General features: G+C 65.3%; 25 protein-coding genes. 11 read left to right on the forward strand and 14 right to left on the reverse strand.

Going from position 1 to position 24,451, the window contains the following annotated elements; translation table 11 throughout:
• Positions 1 to 82 precede the first annotated feature (82 nt).
• The 4 genes from can to QZ609_RS11825 form a co-directional block, all read right to left on the reverse strand.
• Positions 83 to 763, reverse strand: a complete 681-nt coding sequence (can, locus tag QZ609_RS11810; protein WP_295494543.1) for a carbonate dehydratase — start codon at positions 761 to 763, stop codon at positions 83 to 85.
• Positions 764 to 786: 23 nt separating this feature from the next.
• Entirely contained in the window at positions 787 to 2,613 is a 1,827-nt protein-coding gene (gene aceK, locus QZ609_RS11815; protein WP_295494545.1) for a bifunctional isocitrate dehydrogenase kinase/phosphatase, read from the reverse strand.
• Between the two features lie 144 nt (positions 2,614 to 2,757).
• Complete coding sequence (locus QZ609_RS11820) at positions 2,758 to 3,939, reverse strand: isovaleryl-CoA dehydrogenase (protein ID WP_295494549.1); 1,182 nt, start codon at positions 3,937 to 3,939, stop codon at positions 2,758 to 2,760.
• 153 nt (positions 3,940 to 4,092) lie between these two features.
• Complete coding sequence (locus tag QZ609_RS11825; RefSeq protein WP_295494552.1) at positions 4,093 to 4,566, reverse strand: MerR family DNA-binding transcriptional regulator; 474 nt, start codon at positions 4,564 to 4,566, stop codon at positions 4,093 to 4,095.
• Positions 4,567 to 4,801: 235 nt separating this feature from the next.
• Here QZ609_RS11825 and QZ609_RS11830 point away from each other — a divergent pair, with 235 nt between their 5' ends.
• The 8 genes from QZ609_RS11830 (at position 4,802) to QZ609_RS11865 (ending at position 13,183) form a co-directional block, all read left to right on the forward strand.
• Positions 4,802 to 5,881: an MBL fold metallo-hydrolase gene (locus QZ609_RS11830; RefSeq protein ID WP_295494555.1), complete on the forward strand. Its 1,080-nt coding sequence runs from the start codon at positions 4,802 to 4,804 to the stop codon at positions 5,879 to 5,881.
• Positions 5,882 to 5,907: 26 nt separating this feature from the next.
• A complete protein-coding gene (locus tag QZ609_RS11835) occupies positions 5,908 to 6,294 on the forward strand; it encodes an antibiotic biosynthesis monooxygenase (RefSeq protein WP_295494558.1) in 387 nt (128 codons plus the stop codon).
• Positions 6,272 to 7,225: a DMT family transporter gene (locus tag QZ609_RS11840; protein ID WP_295494561.1), complete on the forward strand. Its 954-nt coding sequence runs from the start codon at positions 6,272 to 6,274 to the stop codon at positions 7,223 to 7,225. Before QZ609_RS11835 ends, QZ609_RS11840 begins: the two co-directional genes overlap by 23 nt.
• A gap of 250 nt (positions 7,226 to 7,475) precedes the next feature.
• Entirely contained in the window at positions 7,476 to 9,899 is a 2,424-nt protein-coding gene (locus QZ609_RS11845) for a fimbria/pilus outer membrane usher protein (protein WP_295494606.1), read from the forward strand.
• A 17-nt stretch (positions 9,900 to 9,916) separates the two neighbouring features.
• Positions 9,917 to 10,507, forward strand: a complete 591-nt coding sequence (locus tag QZ609_RS11850; protein ID WP_295494564.1) for a hypothetical protein — start codon at positions 9,917 to 9,919, stop codon at positions 10,505 to 10,507.
• Between the two features lie 190 nt (positions 10,508 to 10,697).
• The gene (locus QZ609_RS11855; RefSeq protein ID WP_295494567.1) at positions 10,698 to 11,441 is read left to right on the forward strand and encodes a fimbria/pilus chaperone family protein; all 744 of its coding nucleotides are present in this window, start codon (positions 10,698 to 10,700) and stop codon (positions 11,439 to 11,441) included.
• Positions 11,442 to 11,732: 291 nt separating this feature from the next.
• Positions 11,733 to 12,440 (forward strand): DUF1120 domain-containing protein, encoded by a 708-nt coding sequence (locus QZ609_RS11860; RefSeq protein ID WP_295494569.1) that lies wholly within the window; start codon positions 11,733 to 11,735, stop codon positions 12,438 to 12,440.
• A 41-nt stretch (positions 12,441 to 12,481) separates the two neighbouring features.
• Complete coding sequence (locus tag QZ609_RS11865) at positions 12,482 to 13,183, forward strand: DUF1120 domain-containing protein (protein WP_295494572.1); 702 nt, start codon at positions 12,482 to 12,484, stop codon at positions 13,181 to 13,183.
• Between the two features lie 198 nt (positions 13,184 to 13,381).
• Here QZ609_RS11865 and QZ609_RS11870 read toward each other — a convergent pair whose 3' ends face one another.
• Positions 13,382 to 13,861: a hypothetical protein gene (locus tag QZ609_RS11870; RefSeq protein WP_295494573.1), complete on the reverse strand. Its 480-nt coding sequence runs from the start codon at positions 13,859 to 13,861 to the stop codon at positions 13,382 to 13,384.
• A gap of 821 nt (positions 13,862 to 14,682) precedes the next feature.
• Between QZ609_RS11870 and QZ609_RS11875 the strand changes: the two genes are divergently transcribed.
• Positions 14,683 to 14,958: a hypothetical protein gene (locus tag QZ609_RS11875; RefSeq protein ID WP_295494575.1), complete on the forward strand. Its 276-nt coding sequence runs from the start codon at positions 14,683 to 14,685 to the stop codon at positions 14,956 to 14,958.
• Positions 14,959 to 15,057: 99 nt separating this feature from the next.
• On the opposite strand, the gene QZ609_RS11880 is transcribed toward QZ609_RS11875, so the two are convergent.
• The 5 genes from QZ609_RS11880 to argS all read right to left on the reverse strand — a co-directional run bounded on the left by QZ609_RS11880 (position 15,058) and on the right by argS (position 20,164).
• Positions 15,058 to 15,903, reverse strand: coding sequence for a helical backbone metal receptor (locus tag QZ609_RS11880; protein WP_295494578.1), 846 nt, complete (start codon positions 15,901 to 15,903; stop codon positions 15,058 to 15,060).
• Positions 15,903 to 16,697, reverse strand: a complete 795-nt coding sequence (locus tag QZ609_RS11885; RefSeq protein WP_295494580.1) for an SDR family oxidoreductase — start codon at positions 16,695 to 16,697, stop codon at positions 15,903 to 15,905. The genes QZ609_RS11880 and QZ609_RS11885 overlap by 1 nt, the downstream gene beginning before the upstream one ends.
• 121 nt (positions 16,698 to 16,818) lie before the next feature.
• Positions 16,819 to 17,475: a thiol:disulfide interchange protein DsbA/DsbL gene (locus QZ609_RS11890; RefSeq protein ID WP_295494583.1), complete on the reverse strand. Its 657-nt coding sequence runs from the start codon at positions 17,473 to 17,475 to the stop codon at positions 16,819 to 16,821.
• 134 nt (positions 17,476 to 17,609) lie between these two features.
• Positions 17,610 to 18,317 carry an SPOR domain-containing protein gene (locus QZ609_RS11895; RefSeq protein WP_295494584.1) on the reverse strand — a complete coding sequence of 236 codons (708 nt, stop codon included), beginning with the start codon at positions 18,315 to 18,317 and terminating at the stop codon, positions 17,610 to 17,612.
• Positions 18,318 to 18,361: 44 nt separating this feature from the next.
• The gene (gene argS, locus QZ609_RS11900; RefSeq protein WP_295494587.1) at positions 18,362 to 20,164 is read right to left on the reverse strand and encodes an arginine--tRNA ligase; all 1,803 of its coding nucleotides are present in this window, start codon (positions 20,162 to 20,164) and stop codon (positions 18,362 to 18,364) included.
• Positions 20,165 to 20,341: 177 nt separating this feature from the next.
• Between argS and QZ609_RS11905 the strand changes: the two genes are divergently transcribed.
• A complete protein-coding gene (locus QZ609_RS11905) occupies positions 20,342 to 20,662 on the forward strand; it encodes a DUF1840 domain-containing protein (RefSeq protein ID WP_295494590.1) in 321 nt (106 codons plus the stop codon).
• Between the two features lie 216 nt (positions 20,663 to 20,878).
• Positions 20,879 to 22,309: a CHASE3 domain-containing protein gene (locus tag QZ609_RS11910; RefSeq protein WP_295494592.1), complete on the forward strand. Its 1,431-nt coding sequence runs from the start codon at positions 20,879 to 20,881 to the stop codon at positions 22,307 to 22,309.
• A 72-nt stretch (positions 22,310 to 22,381) separates the two neighbouring features.
• On the opposite strand, the gene QZ609_RS11915 is transcribed toward QZ609_RS11910, so the two are convergent.
• The 4 genes from QZ609_RS11915 to QZ609_RS11930 form a co-directional block, all read right to left on the reverse strand.
• Entirely contained in the window at positions 22,382 to 22,522 is a 141-nt protein-coding gene (locus QZ609_RS11915) for an entericidin A/B family lipoprotein (protein WP_295494595.1), read from the reverse strand.
• A 39-nt stretch (positions 22,523 to 22,561) separates the two neighbouring features.
• Complete coding sequence (locus QZ609_RS11920; RefSeq protein ID WP_295494598.1) at positions 22,562 to 23,002, reverse strand: response regulator; 441 nt, start codon at positions 23,000 to 23,002, stop codon at positions 22,562 to 22,564.
• 113 nt (positions 23,003 to 23,115) lie between these two features.
• Entirely contained in the window at positions 23,116 to 23,748 is a 633-nt protein-coding gene (locus tag QZ609_RS11925; RefSeq protein ID WP_295494600.1) for a response regulator transcription factor, read from the reverse strand.
• Between the two features lie 281 nt (positions 23,749 to 24,029).
• Positions 24,030 to 24,449, reverse strand: a complete 420-nt coding sequence (locus tag QZ609_RS11930) for a hypothetical protein (RefSeq protein WP_295494603.1) — start codon at positions 24,447 to 24,449, stop codon at positions 24,030 to 24,032.
• Positions 24,450 to 24,451 lie beyond the last annotated feature (2 nt).

Genomic DNA, 24,451 nt, shown 5'->3' on the forward strand with positions numbered 1-24,451 from the left:
AGAAAGTGAGTCAGCCCCGGCAGGGGATGAAACAGGGGATGCACCACCAACAAAAAAACCACCCCCTAAACAAACAAAAACCTCAAAACCCAACCGGCGAAGGCGTACTCCCAACCTTCCCATAATTCAGCCAGGCATTCGCCAACTGCTCATACAGCTCGGTGTTGGAGTTCACTGCCATCCCGAGGTTACGCAACATCCCATCCTTCACCCCATAGATCCACCCATGCACCGTCAGCGGCTGCCCGCGATCCCAGGCATCCTGCACGATCGTCGTCAGACACACGTTGTTGACTTGGTGGATCACGTTCAACTCGCACAACCGGTCGTGCCGATCCTGCTCGCGGATCACCGTGCCCAGGTAGGTGTCGTGCTGCTCCGCCACGTCACGCACGTGACGAATCCAGTTATCCGCCAGCCCAAACCGCTGGTTGGTCAACGCGGCCTTCACGCCCGAGCAGCCGTAGTGCCCCACCACGGTGATGTGCCGAATCTTCAGCACCTCCACCGCAAACTGCAGCACCGACAGGCAGTTCAAGTCCGAGTGCACCACCACGTTGGCGATGTTGCGATGGACGAACACCTCACCCGGCGGCAGCCCGATGATCTGGTTGGCGGGCACGCGCGAGTCCGAGCAGCCGATCCACAGGTACTCGGGGTTCTGCTGGTTGGCCAGGCTCGAGAAGAATTCCGGATCTTCAGCGTTGACACGCTCGACCCATTTCCGGTTGTTCTCGAAGAGCTCTTTGATGCGATTTGGCATGTGTTCTCGTCTTGTTGGTGGTGTCAGGCTGCGACGCGCCGCAGCGGAGTCGCTGCGTTCTCTGGCGCATCTTCGCCGTAGCGATGGACGAAGCGTTCGCTCACGTCATACGCATAGAAATCGTGCATCTGCCCGGACAGCAGGCGCGCCTTGTGCGCCTGCCACATGGCCGGGTCGAAAAAGTCTGCATGGTGCTTCAGGAAGGCCTCGCGCACACGCGGGTCGCCCAGCAGGAAGGTGCCGTACGTTTCCGGAAAGATGTCGTGCGGGCCGACGTTGTACCAGACCTCGCCGGACATCTCTTCCTCTTCGGTGCGCGGCTTCGGCACGTTGCGTACGTTGCAGTCGGTCAGGTATTCGATCTCGTCGTAGTCGTAGAAGACCACGCGGCCGTGGCGCGTCACGCCGAAGTTCTTGTACAGCATGTCGCCCGGGAAGATGTTCGCGGCGATCAGTTCCTTGATGGCGTTGCCGTATTCGATGATGCCGTGCTCGACCTGCGCGTCGGTGCCTTCGTGCAGCCAGATATTGAGCGGCGTCATGCGGCGCTCGATATAGACGTGGCGGATGACGATCTCGTCTTCGCCCTCGGGGCTGCGCTGGTACTCGACCATCGACGACGCGTGCTTCTCCAGCTCCTTGACCAGCTCGTCGTCAAAGCGCGAGAGCGGGAAGGCCACGTCGGAGTACTCCAGCGTATCGGCCATGCGGCCCACGCGGTCGTGCTGCTTGACCAGCTGGTACTTGCTCTTGATCAGCTCGCGCGTGGTTTCCTTCGGCGGCGGGAAGTAGTCCTTGATGACCTTGAACACGTACGGGTACGACGGCAGCGTGAACACCAGCATCACCAACCCCTTGATGCCGGGCGCGATGATGAACTTGTCCGACGAGTGCTGCTGGTGGTGCAGAAAGTCGCGATAGAACAGGTTCTTGCCCTGCTTCTGCAGCCCCAGCGAGGTGTAGATCTCGGCGCGCGGCTTGCGCGGCATCAGGTCGCGCAGGAACGTCACGTAGGCGGACGGGATCTCCATGTCCACCATGAAGTACGAATGCGTGAACGAGAACAGGATCAGCAGCTGTTCCTGGCGCAGCAGCACCGTGTCGAGCCGCAGCTGCCCGTGCGCGTTGCGCATGATCGGCACCGCCAGCGGGAAGGTCTTGTCGCCGTTGATCACGCGCCCGATCACGTAGGCCGTCTTGTTGCGGAAGAACAAGGACGACAGCACGTGGATCTGGAAATTGGGCGAGATGCGGAAGTCGCCAAAGTGCTCGCCCACCGCGCGCACGAGGTAGCCGACGTCGCGGTCCAGGTCTTCGAACGGCGCGTCGAGCTGGAAGTTGTGGATGATGCGCTCGAAGCAAGTGGCCAGGCCGTCGCGCGAGCCGGGGTAGTAGGCCCGGTAGGTCGGCTTGGTGGGTGACTCTTCGTTCTCGATGTATTCCGTCGAGATGGCCGGCCGCACGAAGATGAAATCGTTGTTGAAGTACGAGCGGTGCAGGATGCGCGTGCACACCGAGTTGAAGAAGGTCTCGGCGCATTCGGGCTGGTGATGGTTGGTCAGCAGGCCGATGAAGTGCAGCTTGATCTGGCGCCAGATCTCGTCGTCGATGTTCTCGGCGTCGTATTCATCTTCGAGGATGACCGACGCTTCGTGCACACGCTCGTCGTAGTAGGCGATGCGGTCGCGCTGCAGCTGCTGCATGCCTGCCCAATCCCCGTCTTCGAAGGCCGCCTTGGCCTGCACGCACACCTCGCGGAACAAGCGGTAGTGCTTGTCGAAGCCGTCGAGCATCGTGCGGGCGACGTCGAAGGCGATCTGCGAGGAGAGGAGCTTGGGGAAATGGGACATGGCGTCTGCGCGGGGGGAGGGGGCGGCAACCGGTAGAGCTAGATTGTATGGCCTTCGCTGCCGTCTTCGCTTCCTGAAACCGTTCCGCCTCCTAGTCCGTTTGGCCGGTGGCCCCATGCCACCGGTGTGCTCCCCGCGCCCGCCTTACATCGTTTCTGCGTACAGTTCGCGGCCAATCAGCATGCGGCGGATTTCGGAGGTGCCGGCGCCAATCTCGTACAACTTGGCATCACGCCACAGGCGGCCGACCGGGAATTCGTTGATGTAACCGTTGCCGCCCAGGATCTGGATCGCCTCGCCGGCCATCCAGGTGGCCTTTTCGGCGGTGTACAGGATCACGCCGGCGCAGTCCTTGCGCACCTGGCGCACATGGTCGCGGCCCAGCGAGTCGAGGTTCTTGCCGACCGTGTACAGGTAGGCGCGGCAGGCCTGCAGCGTGGTGTACATGTCGGCCATCTTGCCCTGGATCAGCTGGAACTCGCCGATGCTCTGGCCGAACTGCTTGCGGTCGTGGATGTACGGGGTGACCACGTCCATGCACGCCTGCATGATGCCGATCGGGCCGCCGGAGAGCACCGCGCGCTCGTAGTCCAGGCCGCTCATCAGCACCTTGGTGCCGCCGTTTTCCTGGCCGAGGATGTTCTCCACCGGCACTTCCACGTTCTCGAACACCAGCTCGCCGGTGTGCGAGCCGCGCATGCCGAGCTTGTCCAGCTTCTGCGCCACCGAGAAGCCCTTCATGCCCTTTTCGACGATGAAGGCCGTCATGCCACGCGCGCCCAGCTCCGGCTCGGTCTTGGCGTAGACCACCAGCACGTCGCAGTCCGGGCCGTTGGTGATCCACATCTTGGTGCCGTTGAGCACGTAGCGGTCGCCCTTGAGTTCTGCACGCAGCTTCATGCTGACCACGTCGGAACCGGCATTCGGCTCGCTCATCGCCAGGGCGCCCACCCACTCGCCAGACACCAGCTTCGGCAAGTACTTGGCCTTCTGCGCCGGCGAGCCGTTGCGGTGGATCTGGTTCACGCACAGGTTCGAGTGCGCGCCATACGACAAGCCGACCGAGGCCGACGCGCGGCTGATCTCTTCCATGGCGATCATGTGCGCCAGGTAGCCCATGTTGGCGCCGCCGTATTCCTCGGCCACCGTGATGCCGAGCACGCCCAGCTCGCCCATCTTGCGCCAGGCGTCCATCGGGAACTGGTCGGTGCGGTCGATCTCGCCCGCGCGCGGCGCCAGCTCGCCCTGCGCCCAGTCGCGCACGGCGGAACGCAGCATCTCGATGTCTTCGCCGAGGTCGAATTTCAGGCCGGGCAGGTCAATCATGGTGGTCTCCTTGGACGCGGCCTGGGCCGCGGTGTGTCTCGGTGGATTGCTGTTGTGATGCGCACACCGCTTGTGGCGGGCGCGCTGATCTGGAAGGTGTGGCGCTATTGTATTGACGTTAACGTAAACGTCAACTGCGCTGATGTGTGTGAATCAGGCTGCCTTGCGGCGCTTGGCCGACTTGGCACTGCCGGCGCGGGCATCGTCCAGCAGGCGCCGGCATTGGCTCTCATGCTGGTCGATCTCGGCCAGTTGCGCGTTCAGGTCGTCCAGCTGCTGCGTCAGCACGGCGCGGTGCTGCGCCAGCGAGGCCAGGAAGCGCTCCAACTGCGGCACCGTATCGCGCGGCGATTCGTACAGATCCAGGATCTCCTTGATCTCGCCCAGCGACAGGCCGAGCCGCTTGCCGCGCAAGGTCAGCTTCAGGCGCGTGCGCTCGCGCGCCGAATACACGCGGCGGCGCCCGCCCGGGCCCTCGCGGTCCGGCGCCAGCAGGCCCTGGTCTTCGTAGAAGCGGATGGCGCGCGGCGTGACGTCGAACTCGCGTGCGAGATCGGTGATGGTGAAGCTGGCGTCGCCATCATCGGCGTCGATCTCATCGTCGGGAAGAATGTCGGAAGCGGACATGAAGCGTGGCGAGGGATATGGCAGATGCGGTGGCAAATACGGCGTGATGCGGCGTGACGCGTGCCGCACGGCGGGGCGTCACAGGGTGTTAAGTTTTCGCTTAAGATGGCGGACCGGCCGCACGATTGACGTTTACGTTAGCGTCAATCGCGTCAGACCGCAATCACGCAGACCGCCCCGCGTCTCCACGAGGGCGGCGAAAGGGACAAAAGGGACGACAGGGACACCACACGCCATGAACGCGCTCGAACACCAACTCGACTATCCCCTGGGCGACCTGCTGCCCGAAGGCGGCACATGGCACGAAGTGGCCCCCGGCATCTACTGGCTGCGCATGCCGCTGCCGTTCGCGCTGGACCACATCAACCTCTGGCTGCTGCGCGATCACCAGGACGGCCAGGACGGCTGGACCATCGTCGACTGCGGCATCAACCACGAAGCCATCCGCGCGCACTGGGAAAGCATCTTCGCCCAACACCTCGACGGTTTGCCGGTGCTGCGCGTGCTGGTCACGCACTGCCACCCCGACCACGTCGGCCTCTCCAGCTGGCTGTGCGAGGGCGGTGACGCCAAGCGCTGGAACGTGCGCCTGTGGATGAGCCTGGGCGACTACGCCTTCGCCCGCATGCTGGTGGGCGGCACCGGCGCGTCGAACGCCGGCGGCGAATTCGCCGCGCGCCACTTCGCCCGCCACGGCCTGACGGATGCCGATTCCATCGAGCGCATCAGCAACCGCAAGGACTACTACAGCACGCTGGTGCCGGGCGTCCCCAGCCAGTACCGCCGTCTGATGGACGGCAACGTCATCACCATCGGCAAGCATCAATGGCGCATCATCACCGGCTTCGGCCATGCGCCCGAGCACGTCGCGCTCTACAGTGAAGACGCCAACGTGTTGATCTCCGGCGACATGGTCCTGCCCCGCATCTCCACCAACGTGAGTGTGTTCGACCTCGAACCCGAGGCCGACCCGCTCACGCTGTATCTCGACTCGCTCGGCAAGTACGAGCCGCTGCCGCAAGACGTGCTGATCCTGCCGTCGCACGGCCGGCCGTTCCGCGGGCTGCATACGCGTATCCGCCAACTGCGCGAGCACCACGTCGAGCGCCTGGCCGAAACGACAGCCGCCTGCAAGCAGGCACCGCAATCCGCACGCGACATCGTCAACGTCATCTTCAAGCGCCAGTTCGACGTGCACCAGATGACGTTTGCGATGGGCGAGGCGCTGGCCCACCTGCACGCCCTGTGGCACCGCGGCGAGCTGGTGCGCGAGACTGGCGCCGACGGCATCATCCGTTTCCACGCAGCACCCTGATCAACGTCCAAGACCCGGAGCCCGCCATGGCCGACCAGCACGACGTTCTCGATGACAGCGCCACCGTTCTGCCGTTTCCCGCCAACACGCCCGTGGCGCCGTACTACGCGGTAATCTTCTCCTCCACGCGCACCGACGGCGACCACGGCTACGGCGCGATGGCCGAGCGCATGGTCGAGCTGGGGCGCGACATGCCCGGCTTCCTCGGCATCGAATCCGTGCGCGACGAAGCCGCGACCGAGCAGGGGCGGCCCGGCATCACCGTGTCGTACTGGTCGTCGCTGGAAGCCATCCGCGAATGGAAGAACCAGACCGAGCACCTTGCCGCGCAGAAGATGGGGCGCGAGCAGTGGTATGCCGCGTATCACCTCCGCATTGCCAAGATCGAATATGACTACAACTTCGTCCGCTGACGCGGGCACGCTGCCGCCGTCCTCCGTCCACGTCACCAAGCACGAGCCCGGCGTCTCCCTGTATCTCAAGCTGACCGGCATGGCCGTGGCCTGGGGCGGCACCTTCATCGCCGGGCGGCTGCTGGCGCAGACCATGCCGCACTTCGCGGCGGCCGCCGGGCGCTATCTGGTGGCGAGCCTCTGCCTGGTGGCGCTGGCCTTCTTCAAGGAGGGCGGCCTGCCGCGCCTCAAGCCGCGCCAGGTGCTGTTGACCGCTGCGCTGGGTGCCACCGGCGTGTTCCTCTACAACATGTTCTTCTTCGGCGCGCTGGGGCACCTGCCGGCCTCGCGCACGGCGCTGATCGTCGCGCTCAACCCGGGCATGACGGCGCTGGCCGTGGCGCTGGTCTATCACGAGCGGCTGGCGTGGTTCCGCTGGCTGGGCATCATCGGCGCGTTCTTTGGCGTGGCGATCGTGCTGTCGCGCGGGCACCTGGGCGGGCTGCTGTCGGGCGGCATCGGCGTGGGTGAGCTGCTGATGATGGGCGGCGCACTGTCGTGGGCGCTGTACACCGTCATCGGCCGCTCTGCGCTGGGCGCGCTGAGCCCGATTGCGGCCACGGCGTATGCGTCGCTGTGGGGCACGCTGTTCCTCGGCATCGGCGCCGCCACGGAATGGGGCGACCTGCATCTCGCGCAACTGAGCGTGACCAACCTGCTGGCCATCGTCTACCTGGGCGCCATCGGCACGGCCGTCGGCTTTGTCTGGTACTACCAGGGCGTGAAGACCATCGGGCCGACGCGCACCGCCGTCTTCAACAACCTCGTGCCGGTGTTCGGCGTGCTGCTGGGCGTGACGCTGCTGGGCGAGTCGCTGCACTGGAGCATGATCGTCGGCGGGCTGGTGGCCCTCGGTGGGGTGATGTTGGTGAATCGATCTGGGCGCCGTTGAATCGGGCCTGAACATACCGCCTCTGATGTGACCGCAAACGCCCCGCCCGGGGCGTTTTCTTTTGGGGCCAAACTGATCTGAGGCTTTAGGACGTTTCTGATTCGAAGATCCGACCGAATCCGTAACAATTCGCTCACCCAATTTAAAGACTGAGCGTGCCATGGCCTCACCAACCACGCTGCGTCGTGGTCGAGTGAGCGCTGAATGCCGATCCGCGCAGTTTCCCCTTTCGCCGATGTGCGTGCTGATCATGTCCGCCATCGCGGCGATGTCGCCGCCCGTGGCGTGGGCGGCCCAGCAACAACTGGCAGGCGCGCAATCGACTGATAGTGCCAGCGAAAAGCAAGATCGCAAGGCCGCCTTCGATGCAGATGCCCTGCGCGCACGCGGCATCGATCCGGCGCTGGCCGCCTACTTCAGCCAAGCGCCTCGCTTCACACCCGGCAGGCAGCGCGTCAAGCTGATCGTCAACGACGAATCGCGCGGTTCAGCGTCTGCACGCTTTGATGAACAGGGGCAACTCTGCGTCGACCGGGCCCTGCTCGAGCGCGCCGGCCTGAAGGTGCCCGAAGCGCTGCAGGGCGAGGGCGCACCGGGCTGCTACGACTACCGTGCCGACCATCCGCAAGCCGAGATCGAACTCGACCCCGGCGATAGCACCGTGCGCCTGGTGGTGCCGCAAGAGGCCCTGCGTCCGACGGCAGAACAGGGCAGCGAATCCGCGACCGGCGGCACTGCAGCCATCCTCAACTACAGCCTGCTGGGCATGACCAACCAGGGCGGCGGCTCCAACAGCCGGTTCCTGTTCGCCGACGGCGAGATCGGCATGAACGCCGGTGACTGGATCGTGCGCAGCCGCCACAGCTATACCTCGCAGGACGGCGCCAGCAACATCAACCACCTGTACACCTACGCCCAGAAGACGTTTGCCGAGCACAAGGCGATGGTGCAGGTGGGTCAGATCAACGTGGCAGGCAGCCTGCTTCCCGTGCCCCCGATCATCGGTGCCCAATACGCGCCGGACCCGGCACTGGTTCCCCAGGCCGGCGGCCCGTCGTTCGAGGGTGTGGCCAACGGCCAGTCGCGCGTAGAGGTGCGCCAGCTCGGTGTGCTGATCTACTCGACGGTGGTGCCGGCCGGGCCGTTCACGCTGTCTGGCCTGCCGCTGCTGAGCAGTTCGGCAGACCTGGACATCACGCTGGTGGAGAACGACGGCAACCAGCGCCGCTACACCCTGCCGGCGGCTTCGCTGCGGCAGACGACGCCGGCCCCCCTGGGCCTGCAGGTGGCGATCGGCAAGGTGCGCGACGTCAGTGATGCGGGCATCGATACACCGCTGCTGGTGACCGCCACCAAGGGCTGGCGTGTGGGAGATCGCCACAGCGTGATGGGCGGCGCCCTGGCGACGAGCGGCTACCAGGCGGTGGCCGCCGGCGCGAGTGCGGCCGTGTCCTCCAACATCTCGGCCAATCTGCAGAGCATCGTGTCCAACGCGCAGCGTGAAAGCGTGCGCGGCATCAACCTCAGCGGCTCGCTCAACGTACGCCTGGCCGAGAGCTGGTCGGCGAGCGTGACCGCGACCCAGCAGACCGAAGGCTACCGCGCCGTGGGGGACACGCTGGTCCCGACGCAAGGCGGCGTCTTCACGCGCGTGAAGAATCAGTACACGGCGTCGATGGGGTGGCAGCACCCGCTGATCGGTGGGGTCACGGCGGCCTATTCGCGCGGCAGTGCCTACAACGGCACCGGTACGCAATACGCCATGGTGAGCTGGAACCGCAAGATCGGCTCGGCCACGCTGTCGGTCAACCTGGAAAAAGACCTGGGTAACACCACGACCTCGCTCGGCGCCCGCGCCGCGCGCAGCGGCGGGGTGCGCTTCTACGCGATGCTCAGCATGCCGCTGGGCAAGGCCTCTGCGCAGAGCTACGTCACCAACGCCGGCGGCGATACGCGCTTTGGCGCGGGCGTCTCGCAGACGGTCAACGAAGCACTGAGTTACGCCGCCCGTGCGGAGACCAACCCGAGCGGCAACGGCCCCAACGTCAACGGCGCGCTGTCGCTCACGCCGCGCTATACGCAGGCAATGCTGACGTATGCGCAGAACGGGAACAGCAGCTCGTACTCCGGGCAACTGCAGGGTGGCGCGGTGCTGACGCCATCGCCGTATCAGATCGGCGACACCTTTGGCGTGGTGCAGACCGGCGACCTGTCAGGCGTGCGCATCAGCACACCGCAGGGCACGGTGTGGACCGACCCCACCGGCCGCGCCGTCATCCCGACCCTGTCGCCATACCGGCCATCGCGCGTGGAGCTGCTGACCAAGAGCCTGCCGCGCAACGTCGACATCAACAACGGCATCGAATACGTCAACGCCGGCCGCGGCTCGGTCAACATCGTCGAGTTCGGGGTGAGCAAGGTGCGGCGCCTGCTGCTGCGCGTGACCTCTGACAAGGGCGCACCGCTGCCGGCGGCCCTGCCGGTGGTCGATGCCGAGGGCCGCTACGTCACCACCTCGGTGGGCGACGGCACGGTGTTCCTGGACGACGTTCCGAAATCCGACCTGCACGTGAAGCTCGACGACGGCCAGACCTGCCAGATCCGCTACACGCTGCCGGAGAAACCCGACCTGGACCGCCCGTTTGATGTGGCCACGGGTGTCTGTCAGGGCTGAAACCACGAAGAACCGACATGAATCGCTCACAAGCAGGTAAGGTCCGGCCCTTCCGCCGCCGTTGCGTCGCCTTGGCCACAGGGGCGTTCGCCGCCTCCCTGATGGGGATGTCGGCCGCGCACGCCGAGTGCAAGGCCACACTGTCCGACCCGACGGTCGATTTCGGCGCGATGCGCCCCGGCGCTGGAGCCGACGCCAACCAGATCAAGGCAAGCCCGCAGTCGCGTGTGTATTCGGTCGTCTGCGGCGCGCCGGTGCAAATGAACTTGATCTTTCGCGGCACGCCCAGCGCCGTTGCGCCCGACACGCTGCAATTCGGCGATGCAGGCACCTACGTCGTGCGAGTCGCCAGCGCGCGTCTGGACGGCAACCCCGTGCAGCTCGCCCGCCTCGCCGCCGTCGGCCAGGCGCCCGGTCAGGCTGCAACCAGCGACCTGACGCTGCAGCCCGCCGACGTCGTGGCGCCGGCCAACGGGCAACAACTGCTCAGCGGCAGCCGGCTGGACCTGACGTTGCAGGTCTCGGCGCGCATTCCTGCCAATGCAGTGCGCATTGCGCAAGAAGTGAAGCTCAACGCCATTGGTCAGCTCACGATGGAAACGCGTTGAAAAGTGTTTCGGAGTTTTCTCATTAATCAACGCAATTGACGCCGTCATACTGATTTGCATTCGGTAGGGCCGTGCTTCGAATACGGTCTCGCATGAATGCATCTTCGAAACACGTCGACGGCGCAAATCCGTCGGCCATCTATAGAGCGATGTCGTGCATCGGCACGATTTAAAGGAAGAGGAGTCTCTTTTGAAACCGATTCAATCCAATCTGTCGCGCGCATTGCTGGGCGTGCTTCTGGCATCGGCGGCCTTCGCCTCGCAGGCTGCCGGCATGCTGCCGGAATCGACCGTGGTGCTGATCAACGAGGCTGACGGCGAAGCCTCGATGGTGGTCACCAACACAGACCCAGGCCCTTCGCTGCTGTACACCACCATCCAGTCTGTGGACGAAGACCCCAAGCCGCCCGTGATCCTGACGCCGCCGGTGGCGCGCGTGGAGCCGGGCAAGAAGCAGACCGTGCGCTTCATGCTGACCAACACCGAGCCGCTCAAGGTGGAGCGCTACGCGCGCGCGACCTTCGACGGCATTCCCGAGCGCAAGCCCGACGGCACCAATACCGTCACGCTGACGGTGCGCCAGAACTTGCCGATCGTGATGCACCCGAAGTCGCTGCCGGAAGACAAGACCCCATGGAAGCACCTGAAGTGGTCGCGCAACGGTGACGTGCTGACGGCCACGAACGACAGCGCCTACGTGGTGCGCGTGGACCAGAAACTCAACCTGATGCCCGGCAACGCGGAGGTGTCGCTGCCCAAGTCGTACCTGGTGCCGGGCGGCAAGGTGGAGGTCAAGTTGCCTGAGCGCAAGGGTGAGGATGGCAAGGTGCTGAAGGACGATTTCACCCAGGTGGTGATGACGCCCTTCACCGCCTATGGCTATGCGGCTCCGCCATATGAAGCCCAGATCGGGGCGGAAGGGGCCGCCAAGTAGAAGTTCCGTGTTCCATGTTGATGGACGGTTGGCCGCGCTGCTTCTGCAGCGCGTTTTTTTATTTTGGGGCTAGAAGACAGCTTCTTGAGTGTGATGTTTTATGAGGCTGAAACAACACGCCGGGAATTAAGACATTTCTGATCGGATTGATGGGTGATCTTTAACAGAATGGCGGGACTCACTGATCTGCAAACGCCACTGTTGCGGTACAGCCGGGAGTCGCGACACCGGTGTCGTGTTTGAAACGTGTCGGCCGATCGGGCCGATTGATTGATTCAACTGAGGAAAACCATGCAAATCCAAAACATGCGCAAGGCACTGGTTGCCACCGCCGTTGGCGGCCTGTTTGCCATGGCTGCATCGTCGGCTTTCGCGGCGGATACGGCCGAGCTGACCGTGAAGGGCACCATCATTCCGAGCGCCTGCACCGCAAACTTCGCGGGTGGCGGCAACATCGATTTCGGCACGATCAAGATTGCCGACCTGAAGGCCAACGAATTCAACAAGCTGCCGTCGCAGACGACGTCCTTGACCGTGAGCTGCCAAACGGCCAAGCAAGTGCAATTTACCGTGACCGACTCGCAAGACGGTACGGCCATCGACGCTCAACCGTTCAACACTGGTTCCTTGAGTGTGTACGGCCTCGGCGCCGCTACGGTTGACGGCAAGCAGGTCAAGCTGGGCGGCTACAGCCTAGTCTTGGGCACGCCGACAGCGGACGGGAAGAGCATGACCCCGATCATGCAGAACGGTAGCCGGTGGCAGACGGCTGACTTCGTCAACCACGCCGGCTATGCCTATGGCGGCGGTGAGGCGCTCTACAACTATGACTTCTGGAAGGACGCGTTCAAGCCGTCCAGTGACGGCTGGACTGCAACCGCCAAGGTCATGACCTACCCGCTGACGATCAATGCCTCGCTCAACAAAGGCAGCGAACTGCAGTTCGCTGAAGACACCAAGCTGAATGGCCAAGCGGTCTTCAACATCAGCTACAACTGATCGGCGCCTAGCCTTCGAACACTTTCGTATTTGAGGACACCATGAAATTCCAAACGATCGCCAAGGCTGCTGCCCTGGCCGCGCTGGGTGCTGCGTTTGCTGCGCCGGCGCAAGCCGAAACCATCAACGCCACCCTGACCGTGACCGGCACCCTCACCCCGGGCGCCTGTACCGTCAGCTTCACCGGCGGCGGTGCCGTCGACTACGGCAACATCCCGTCGGCCAACCTGTCGGCCACTTCCTACAACAAGCTGGCCGACATGACCAAGGACCTGTCCGTGGTGTGCGGCAGCGAAACCCACGCCTATGTGAGCGTGGGCGACAACCGCGCCGCCAACGTCATCAAGGACGCCGCCATGAAGACGGTGCTGGGTGACGCCACGCTGGCTGACACGCAGGTGTTCGGCCTGGGTACCTCGGGCACGACCGACATCGGCGCCTATACCGTCAAGATGGGGACGGCTACCGTGGCCAACGCCGCCGGTACGAGCGCCAAGCAGCCGGCCGTGCTGTCGTCGGCCGACAAGAGTGCCTGGACGGCTTCGACCAGCCCGGTGGCACTGGACACGGCTTCGCAGTACTACTCGGCCGGCCCGACGGGCACGGACGCGGTGCCCGTCAAGGGCAAGACCTTCACGTTCCCGCTGACGGTCACGGCTGCGCTGAACAACACCACCAACCTGCCGGTGAGCAACAACGTGGCGCTGGACGGCTCGGCCACCTTCACGGTGTCGTACAACTAAGCCGTATGCGCAGCGGAAGGCGCCATTCCCGCCTTCCGTTTCCTGCCGCGCAAGCAAAAGGCCGCCTTCACAAGAGGCGGCCTTTTGTTTGGGCATCGGTCGGCTGATGACGGGTCTTGAGGCGCGACCGATGCGATCACGTGTTGCGCTATACGCTGGCGCTGCTCGTGCAACAGCAGTGCCCGGTGCGAGCCGCCGTTATTGCGTTACCGGTGCCATCCCCTCCTCCTTCCTCTTTGCGCTGCGGTTAAACCGCACCGACAACGCCCGCCGCAGGCTATCCAACCCCTCGCCCTTGCCGGCAATCTTCAGGAAGGCGTAGCCTTCCAGCGCGGCGCTCATCACGTCGCTGCCCAGCGCCAGTTGTGAATCGCTCAGGCGTTCGTGCAGCTTTTCCAGCCGCACCAGGCGGGTGCGCAGCGCATCGAACATCGCCAGGTCGCGCTTCATTTCGTCCATGTTGAAATTGGCCGAGAGCACGTTCTTGTTCTGGTTCAGCACCTCTAGCGCCTTGCGGCAGAACGCTTCGGATTTGTCGCCCATCTTGACCACGCTGCTGCGTTGCGCCGTGGTCAGGTCGATCAGGCCGGCGAGGTCTTTCTCCAGCGCGTTCAGCGACGTGTCGACCGATGCCAGTTGGCTGGGCGAGATCTGGAGCGAGATCAGGTTCTGGCTCATAGCAATCCTTTCTGTTGGGTGGATGGCGCCATGCCGGCTGGCATGACCGGCGCAGCTTGACCCGCCAGCGGCGCCCTTCACAAGGGCTGGCGCGGGTTTTGGGGCGGTTTGCCCTGCAAAATCAGAATGGTCCTATGCTGGCGGCGCTCGCCGCTTGCTGCGCAAAGTGCGAGGCATCAAACGCAATGGGCAAGGCTGCAGCCGTGAAGCCCGACGGGGCGTTCGCAAAGCGCGAAGCTCCGGCAGCGGAGCCCTGCAGCTCCAAACGCAAAGCAAATCGCTCCGAACATCGAGCCTTTGCGCTCCGCTCGCAAAGCAAAAAGCATTGTGATTGGAGCTTGACGCTCTGCGCGCACAGCAAAAAGGCTTGCGCCGCGGAGGCGGATGGCTTTGCGCCGCGAGCTTTGCGCTTGGCGGGAGGAGCCCACCGCTCTGCGGCGCAATCCGTCGGCGAAGAATCAGACTGCGCGCCCAATCCCCCTCGCTATAATTCACCCGCTGCCGCACCAACGGCAGCCGGGTCTGGCGATCTGCATCTGGTGGTAGCTCTGGAGAGACGATGCCTTGCGCGTCGGCTCTGCACACCCACGCACGCTCTACGGCGGGCCGGGTGGGGAGACCGCAAGGTCTGCCGGTGCTCCAGAGAGCCGGTTCGCCAGCCCCGCCGTCGGGCCCGCCACCTCGTCTGGCGATGAAGTGCCGGGCCTCCAACCATCTCTGGAGGCTTCTATGGCCATCAAGCAGTGCGGGTACCGCCCCGCGTCCTATCCTTCCCCGCCCCCATGGCGCCGCTCCAATCCCTTCGGATCAGGAGGCGCCCAATGACTCCCGCCAAACGCCGCATCTACCTGACCGGCGCGCTTGCCGCGCGGGACTACCTGTGCCGCACGCAGACGGACTTGCGCGTGCATCAGCACTACCGGCCCGACACCCTGCGCTGGGAACTGGCTTACGCCAGCTCGCATCCGCCGGAGTGGCGCTTGGGGTTTCTGGATGCCATAGGCGCGTTTGTGTCGATGGTGCTCGAAGGGTGTCAGGTCAACCCTGAGACGTGGGAAGTGCTCACCGCCGTAGAGCGGGCTGGCGAGAGCCGGTAACACCAGCAAGACGTATCCCCGGGACGGCGGGGATGCCAGCCGACCACGCGCGCACGCGCATGGCCGGGTATTGCGATCCTCTCGATCGCGCCTTGTTGCCTAGCGCAACGTCTTCGCCAGTTGCCCGAGGTAACGCACCCCCTCGATGGCACGGCTGCCGTACCACGACACCATCTCCCCATCCACCAGGTAGACCGGCTTGCCGATCTGCTTCTCCAGCGCGTCGACGTGCTCTTCGGTAAAGCTGTACGGCTCGGTGGAGAGCAGCACGCAGTCGATGCTGCGCACCACGTCGTCGCTCCAGCGGAAGGTGGGGTAGCGCGTGTCGGGGCGGTTGGGGCGGGCGCAGTCACCGCTCTTGTCGGTGCCGCATTGCACGGGCGCGGGGCTGTCCGGCCACGTGTGGCAGTTGATGAGCGCGAGCATGCGCGAGATATAGGTGTCGCGCGACACCGTCATCCACGGGTCTTGCCAGATGGCGTACAGCACGCGGTGCGGCAGGAAGTGGCGGCCGCGCAGGGCCTCCAGCTCGTGCGTGAGCGCGTCGCACAGCGTCTGCGCCTGCGCTTCGCGGCGGAAGATGCCGCCCAGCAACTGGTACAGCACGAGGTTGTCTTCCGGCGCGCACGGGTGCGTGACGATCACGTTGGGCACGAACGCGCGCAGCTTGTCGGCGGTCTCGCGCGTGTTCTCGTCGATGTTGACGATCACGTGGGTGGGCGCCAGCTCGCGCAACTTGTCGAGCTTGACGGTCTTGGTGCCGCCCACCTTGGGGATGTTGCGCACCGCCTCGCGCGGGTGGATGCAGAAGCCGGTGCGGGCGACCAGCTGCTCGCCCAGGTCGAGCGAGAACAGCAGGTCGGTAATGGACGGCACCAGGCTGGCGATGCGCGGTGTAGCGTCAACGGGGGCGTGCGCAAGGCCTAGCGCATCGGTAAATAGCATTACGAAATCTCAGGCTTGCGGGGTTTGCGCGGGGCGCGCGCGAAAGCAACGTCATACAGCCAGCGCGGCAGCACGTGCAGCAGCTTGGCGACAACGCCCATCTGCCACGGCAGCACCTTGAAGCGCACGCCGCGCGCAATCGCCTGCACCGCGAGCGCGGCAAAGCGGTCCACCGGCATCAGGAAGGGCATCGGATAGGGGTTGTGCTCGGTCATGGGCGTGCGGATGTAGCCGGGGGCGATGGTGACCACGCGCACACCGCGCGGGCCCAGCTCTACGCGCAGGCTCTCCAGCAGCTTGACGACGGCCGATTTGGAGGCGCTGTAGGCCGCCGCGCCGGGCAGGCCGCGCACGCCCGCCACGCTGGCAATGCCCACCAGCGTGCCGCCCGGCTGGCCGGGCTTGGCGCGCGCGAGCATCGGCGCGACAAAGGGCTGGAAGGTGTTGAGCGTGCCCATCCAGTTGGTGTCCATCACGCGGGCGAACGCGGCCAAGTCGCCGGGCTCGCGCAGGTCGGTGCCTTCGGAGATGCCCGCATTGGCGATCACCACATCGGGCACGCCAGCCACGGCGATGAAGGCGGTGGCGGCGTCGCGCATGGATTGCGCGTCGCGCACGTCGGCGGCGTAGCAGTGGGCGGCGGTGCCGGCGGGCAGCGTCTGCACGAAGTCATGCAGCACCTCCAGCCGCCGCGCGACCAGCCCGAGCGTGGCGCCCTGGGCAGCGTACTGGCGGGCCAGCGCCTGCCCGATGCCGCTGGACGCGCCGGTAATGAAGACGATCGATCGGCTCATGCCGGTTTCCCCCTGTGTAGTTGTTGGAAGGGCTGCCTTGCAGACAACAACGCCCGCGCTAGGGCGGGCGTCGGTGGTGGTGTCAGGCCGGGGCGGGGTGCCCGCCCGGCGCAGGCCCTCATCACATCTTGCGTTCGCGCACCTGCTGGACGAGGTAGTCGAGCGTTTGCACGGCGCCTTCGTTGCTGCCCGCATCGGCCGGCGAGGTGGTGTACTTGCCTTGCACCACGATGGTCGGCACGCCCTCGATCTTGTACTGGTCGGCCAGTTGCGCGGCGCGTTTGGTATTGGCGTTCACGCCAAACGAGTTGTAGGCGTCCATGAACTGCTTGCGGTCCACGCCGTTGGCGGCCATGAAGTCGCCAATCTGTTCCGGCTCCGACATCGAGCGGTAGTTCTTGTGCAGTTGGTCGAACACGCGGTCGTGCAGGGTGCGGCCGCTGCTGTCGCGGGCATCGAGCTTGCCCAGGGCTTCCAGCGCGTAATAGATGCGGGTATGCGGTTCCAGCTTGGCGTTGAAGGCCACCGGCACGCGCTTGATCACGATGTCCTTGCCTTGCTTGGCCACCCAGGCGGTCCAGGTGTTTTCGAGGTCATAGCAGTGCGGGCAGCCGTACCAGAAGAACTCGGTCACTTCCACCTTGCCGGCAGCCACCGGTTGCGGCGTTTGCAGCACTTTGTATTCCTTGCCGGCGGTGGGCGCGGCCTGGGCGGGGGCGGTCATCAGGAAACCGGCGCCAGTGGCCAGCGCAATCAGGAAAGCAGCGAGTTTTTTCATGGTGGGATGGGCGAGTAAGCAGAGTCACCTAGGTTCGGTCAGTCTGGGCGGCGCCCAGCGTACACGAGTCAGAGGTTTCTGACCGGCGCCGGGCCAATGGGTTCAGCCCGGGCGCGCTTGTCAGTAAAAACGCATTACTTGGAGAAGCGGATGACCGTGGATTCGGTGCCGGCGGCCTGCAGGCGGCTGCGCACGGCGGTCATGTCGTCGAGCGAGTTGTACGGCCCCAGGCGCACACGATACTTGGTGGAGCCGTTGATCTCGCGCGGTGTGACCTTGGCCTCGAAGCCCTGCATGGCGAGGTTGCCCTTCTGGCGCTCGGCGTAGTCGGCGGAGTCGTACGAGCCGACCTGCAGGTAGTAGCCGGTCTTGGCGGCGTCCTGGCGGGCGATCTCGGCAATCGGGTCGGCCACGGGCTTTTCTGCCGGCGGCGGCGTCACGGGCTTGGGCGGGCGCTGCATGGCCACGTTTCCGCCCGGCTCGGTGGCGGGCTTGGGCGTGGTGGGGGTGGCCGGGTTGGTGGCGCCCGGCTGGTTCGGCTCCGGCACCTGGTCGACCGACTTGGGCGGCACGCGGCTCCACAGCGGGGCGTTCGGATCGGCCGCCGGGGCGCTGCCCTGCGGTGCCGGCTGCGCCGGTGCGGGCAGCGGGTTGACCACGTTGCCGGGTTCGCTCGGCTTGGGCTGCGCGCCGTTGCGCGAGACAAACGGCACCGGTGCCTTGGTGATGTACACCGCCACCACCACCGCGATCGCCAAACCGACGATCAGGCCGAGTACCAGACCCAGAAACGTGCCGCCCCGCTGCGAGCGGGCACGGGAAGATTGCGTATTGCGTGCCATGTCGATCCTTCTAGATGCGCCGATTATATGGGCGCAGTGTGGCTTTACATCTTTTGCGGGGCGGACACGCCGATCACCGCCAGGCCGTTGCGCAGCACCTGGCGCGTGGCGGCCAGCAGTGCCAGGCGGGCGCGCTTGACGGCCTCGTCGTCCACCAGCACGCGGTCGGCGTTGTAGAAGGCGTGGAAATCACCGGCCAGGTCGCGCAGGTAGAAGGCCACGGCGTGCGGGGCCAGCTCGTTGGCGGCATCGGCCAGCATGTCGGGGAAGGCGGCGATGCGCTGCACCAGGGCGATGGCCTGGGCGCTGGCGTCCGCGCCCGTCACGGCGGCGAGGTCTGCACCCGTGAGCGAGGCCACGTCACCGCCGTCACGCTGCGCCCATTGCTCGAACACCGAGCAGATGCGCGCGTGGGCGTACTGCACGTAGTACACCGGGTTCTCGTCGCTCTGCTTGAGCGCGAGGTCCACGTCGAAGACGAATTCGGTATCGGCCTTGCGCGACAGCAGGAAGAAGCGCACGGCATCCCGCCCGCGCGTGAAATGGGCGGGCCAGTTGGCCTCGCCGGCGTCCACACAGGCGCGGATGGTGTCGACACCGGCTTGCGCCTCGGCATCGCCGTTGCTCCATTCGATCAGGTCGCGCACGGTCACGTACGAGCCCGCGCGCTTGGAGATCTTCACCTCGGCGCCGTCCTTCATCACCGTCACCATCTTGTGCAGGACGTAGTCGGGGTAGCCCTTGGGGATGCCGACGGCGAGGCCCTGCAGGCCGGCGCGCACGCGGGCGATGGTGCCGTGGTGGTCGCTGCCCTGCACGTTGATGACCTGCGTGAAGCCGCGCCCCCACTTGGTGGTGTGGTAGGCGACGTCGGGCACGAAGTAGGTGTAGTTGCCGTCGGACTTGCGCATGACGCGGTCCTTGTCGTCGCCGTCGTCGGTCGTGCGCAGCCACAGCGCGCCTTCCTGCTCGTAGGTCTTGCCGGCGGCCACCAGTGCGTCGACGGTCTGCTGCACCTTGCCCTCGGTGTACAGCGACGATTCGAGGTAGTAGCGGTCGAACTTGACGCCGAAGGCTTGCAGGTCGATGTCTTGCTCGTTGCGCAGGTAGGTGACGGCAAAGCGGCGGATCGACTCGATGTCTTCCACGTCGCGCGCGCCGGTCACGGGCTCGCCGTCGGAGGCGCGGACCGTCTTGCCGGCCAGGTAGTCGGCGGCGATGTCGGCGATGTAGTCGCCGTTGTAGGCGGCTTCGGGCCAGTTGGCGTCGCCCGGCTTGAAGCCGCGCGCGCGGGCCTGGACCGAGACGGCCAGGTTCTGGATCTGCACGCCGGCGTCGTTGTAGTAGAACTCGCGGTGGACCTTGTGGCCCTGCCAGTCGAGCAGGCTGGCCAGCGCATCGCCCAGCGCGGCCTGGCGGCCGTGCCCGACGTGCAGCGGGCCGGTCGGGTTGGCGGAGACGAACTCCACCAGCACCGGTGCGCCGTCATGGGTGTTGGCGGCGCCATAGCGGTCGCCTTCGGCAAACACGGCGGTCAGCACGTCCGCGCGCGCGGTGGGCGACAGGCGCAGGTTGATGAAGCCGGGGCCGGCGATCTCGACGGCAGCCACCAGGCGCTGGCCACGGGCATCGGCACGGATGGCGTCGGCAATTTTGCCGGCCAGCTCGCGCGGGTTGGTGCCCAGCGGCTTGGCCAGCTGCAGCGCCACGTTGCAGGCGATGTCGCCGTGCGCGGCCTGCTTGGGGCGCTCCAGGACGATCTCCGGTCGGTTCATGCCCTCGGGCAGCAGGGAGCCGACGGCGTCGGACAACAATTGGGCGATCGTCTGTTTGTGGGAGGGCAGCATAGGGAAACCATGTCGCCGGCCGGGCTGAAACCGTCTGAAACCCAGTTCCGGCGCGGCCAGTTGCGTTGTTCGGGGAAAAGTACGAAATTTTATCAGGTGCGCCACGGTCTCAGAGGCACAGACCCCCACCGTGGCACTTTGCGGTGCCCAATCACCGAACTACGGAAAAAACCAACCATGATCACCTTTACTTCGCACGCTTCGCAAAAGTTCTCCATGCAGAAGGATCTCGCCATGGTGCTGCTGGGCGTGATCGGCAAGACCCTGGGCGAGCGCGGCGTCATCACGCCCGAAGAGATGCCCCACGCCATCGAGCGCCTCAAGCTCGCCATCAAGGACGATACGCACCAGGCCCACATCAAGGTGGCCGAGCTGACGGTCAAGGATGACGAGGACGGCGAGGATGAGCCGCCGCACCTCGGCCAGCGCGCGTATCCGCTGCTGCACATGCTGGAAGAGTCGCTGCAGGAACAAGCCAACGTCCTGTGGGGCGTCTGAGGGCGCACCAGGCGATTCCCGGTCAAGGCCGGGCTGAGCTCTACGGGTGGCGGCCGGCACACTGCGTGCCGGCCGTCTGTTTTTGGGGCGGGCAGGGTGCAGGGTAGGCCGCAGGTGTCGCCCAACCTGCCTGCGCGGTATCATGCGGGATACTACAAAAACGCAACGCGCACCGCGTCGGGCGGCTTGACGCGTTACTCACGGGATCTGCGTGCCATGCGGTCATCCTTGCGCTCCACCCTGCTGCTCGCCGTCGGTATCCTGCTGACACTCGGCGTGCTGATCGCCTCCGAGACGGGCAACATCCGCCTGAGCCAGGGCTACCGGCAGGTGATCCAGTCACAGCAGGCCGAGACCGCCATCAACGAACTCCTGGCCGAACTCGTCAACGCCGAGGCCGGGCAGCGCGGCTTCCTGCTTACGGGCAAGGACGAATACCTCGATCCGTACAACAAGGCGATCCCGCACATCCACGCGCTGATGGCGGAGATCCGCGACCACTACGCCAACGACCCCGAGGCGCTCAAGCTGTTTTCCGAGACCGCACTGCAGGTCAGCCGCAAGCTCACCGAGATGGAGCTCACGCTGATCTACGGCAAGCGCGACCTGGAGGTGGCGCTGGACCTGGTGCGCACCGATTTCGGCAAGGCCTCGATGGAGGCGGTGCGGCAGGGCCTGGACCGCCTGCGCCAGCGCGAGATCGCCACCGTGGCGCGCAGCCTCGAACACGCCGAGCGCGACCTGGCGCTGTCGCGCTACGGCATCGCGCTCATCACGGCGGTCAACATCATCCTGCTGGTGGTGCTGGGCATGCAGCATGCCAAGCGCCTGGCCGCCACCGAGCAGGAGCGCGACAAGCTCGAAGAGGAAAGCCAGAAGCTCGACCGCATGGTGCGCGAGCGCACGCGCCAGTTGTCCGACCTGGCGGCGCACTTGCAGCGCGTGACCGAAGACGAGAAGACGCGCCTGGCGCGCGAGCTGCACGACGAGCTGGGCGCGATCCTCACCGCCACCAAGATGGACCTGCACTGGCTGCGCACGCGCCTGACCGCCAACGATCCGGCCGTGGGGGAAAAGATCACGCGCGTGATGTCGCATGTAGACCAGGGCATCCAGATCAAGCGCCGCCTGATCGAAGACCTGCGCCCGACCATCCTGCTCAACCTGGGCCTGACCGAAGCGCTCACGCAGCTGACCGAAGACGTCGGCTCGCGCAACCAGTGGCACACCGAGGTCAGCCTGCCCGACGACATGCCCAAGCTGACCGACGACGCGGCCATCGCGCTGTTCCGCATCGTGCAGGAGTCGCTCACCAATGCGTCGAAGTACGCGCATGCGACCCATGTGTCGGTGGCGCTGGATGCGAGCGAGGAGGGCGTGCGGCTGCGCGTGCGCGACAACGGCCGCGGCTTCCCCGCCGATGTCGAGCGCCGGCGCATGGTTGGCCACCACGGCCTGCTGGGGATGGAGCAGCGCGCCGTTGCCCTGGGTGGCAAGCTCATCATCGATTCGATGCCCGGTGGCGGCGTCACCATCGTCGTTGAACTGCCGCCCACCGACGCGGTGTTCAACCGCGACGACGACAGCGCGTCGCATGGCTCGCCGGGGCCGGTCCCGGCCTCGGGCCGGGGTGGTGCGCTGGTCTGAGCTGCGTGCGCGCGGCCTAATGAAAAAGCCCCTCAACGGGGCTTTTTTTATCGAGTCATGCCGGACAGCGGCTTACATCTTTTGCTTCACGCTGTCGGCCGCGCTCTCCACCTTTTCTCCACCGGTCTGGATGTCCTTGCCCATGCCGGCCATGGTATTGCAACCGACCAGCAGCACGCACGACAACGCGAAAACGGCACACAGGGTTTTCATCGAAAGCTCCTCGGGGGAAGAAAAAAATGGGGATCGCGCTCAGTGGTGCGGGTGGCGCGCTGCCTGGGGGCGCGGCCGTGCCGTGCCGGCACGCTCTTCAATGACTTCGAACACCTTGTCGAGCTCGAGCGACTTGTCGAAGAAATAGTTGGCGCCGGCTTCAAAGCAGCGTTGCCGGTAGGTGGGGACCTGCGCGTGATTGGTGTAGACGATGCGTACGCTGGGCGAGGCCTGGTCGCGCAAGGCTTGCAGAACCTTGAAGCCGTTACCCTGGCGCAATTGCAGATCGACGATAACGACTTCGTACTGCCCTTGGGCCAAGAGGCGCAGGGCCAGGTCTTCCGTGTCTGCCCATTCCACCACCGCAACGAAGGCGGTGGCCTTGAGATACTCCAGCACCATGCTCCGAAGCACGGGGGAGTCCTCGATCAGGAGGACACGCAAGCCACGGGTAGAGAGGGTGACAGCTTGATCCAGCATGCGTTGATGGTAGCCAGCGGGTGATCCGGGGGGTATCAGGCGTTGTCCTACATGGCAACAGGGCTTGCGGCTGATAGCACCTTTCTGGCGGGGACATTCCGCCCGCGACAACCCTACTCGACGAGCCCGTTCTTGATGGCGTAGTAGGTCAGGTCGGCGTTCGATTTCATGCCCATCTTCTCCAGGATGCGGGTGCGATAGGTACTGACCGTCTTGACGCTCAAGAACAACTCTTCGGCGATGACCGATACCGATTGGCCGCGCGCCAGCTTGCAGAAGATCTGGAATTCGCGCTTGGACAGGGTTTGGTGCAGGGGCTGGTCGGTCGGCTTTTCCAGCCCGCCGATCAGCAGTTCGGCCACCGTCGGGCTCACATAGCGGCGGCCCTGCGACACGGTGCGGATGGCCTTGACCAGTTCGTCCGGTGCGCTTTCCTTGGTGAGGTAGCCCGAGGCGCCGGCGCGGATCAGGTTGATGGCGTACTGGTCTTCCGGAAAGGTGGAGAGGATCAGCACCGGCAGGTCGGGGTGGCGCTGACGTGCCAGCTTGAGCGTGTCGATGCCGTTGCGGTCGGGCATGGAGATGTCGAGCACGACCACGTCGAAGACGCTGTCGCGGAGCTGTTCCATCACCTGCTCCCCGCTTGCCGCCTCCCCCGCGACTTCGATGTCCGGTTCTTCGGACAGGAACTGCCGAAGACCGGCGCGGACGATCTCGTGGTCGTCCGCAATCAGGACGCGAATCATGCTGCTCCTTGTGGCCGGAGCGCCGCGCCGGCACGCGCGCCGCGGCATCCGTGGATGTTGGTTCGATACGACAACAATTGTATCCCGCCTCCACCAATCTATCTCGAAATGTGCGGCGCGCGGCGGATTTGTGACGCAGGTATGGCGGCGGCAGGCATGTATTGCTGACACCACTTCACGCCGGTTGCCGCGCCCAATGCAAAAAGGGACGGACTGGGTCCGCCCCTTTGCTCACCGGGCAGCCGCCACAGGATGGCGGCCGCATTCGGAGGTCTTGCTGCTTACTTGGTTTGCGCAGCGGCGTTGCCCGACACGCTGGCGTCGACGCTCGCACCGCCGGCGGCACCGGCTGCGGCGCCCTTGACGGCCTTGACGGCCTTGACCGAGGTTTCAGCCTTGTCGGTGGCCTTGTCGGTGGCTTTCTCCGCGGTCTTGCGGGCGAACTTCTCGGCGTGGGCCTTGTGTTCGTGGACGGCCTTGGCACCTTGCTCGGCCTTGTCACCCAGTTGGCTCTTGGCGGCGTCGGCGTCCAGCTTGGCGCTGGTGTCGGCCTTCAGGCCAACGCCTGCGGAGCCTTGTGCCGGGGCCACGGCAGCCGTGCCATTGGTTTGCAGCGAAGCGCTGGCGCCCGCCGACGGGGTTTGCGCATTGGCGTAAGCCGAAGCAGCAGCGATGGCGATGGCGGACAGGGAGATCAGCAGCT

The sequence above is a fragment of the uncultured Ralstonia sp. genome (assembly GCA_913056305.1).
Classification (GTDB): domain Bacteria; phylum Pseudomonadota; class Gammaproteobacteria; order Burkholderiales; family Burkholderiaceae; genus Ralstonia.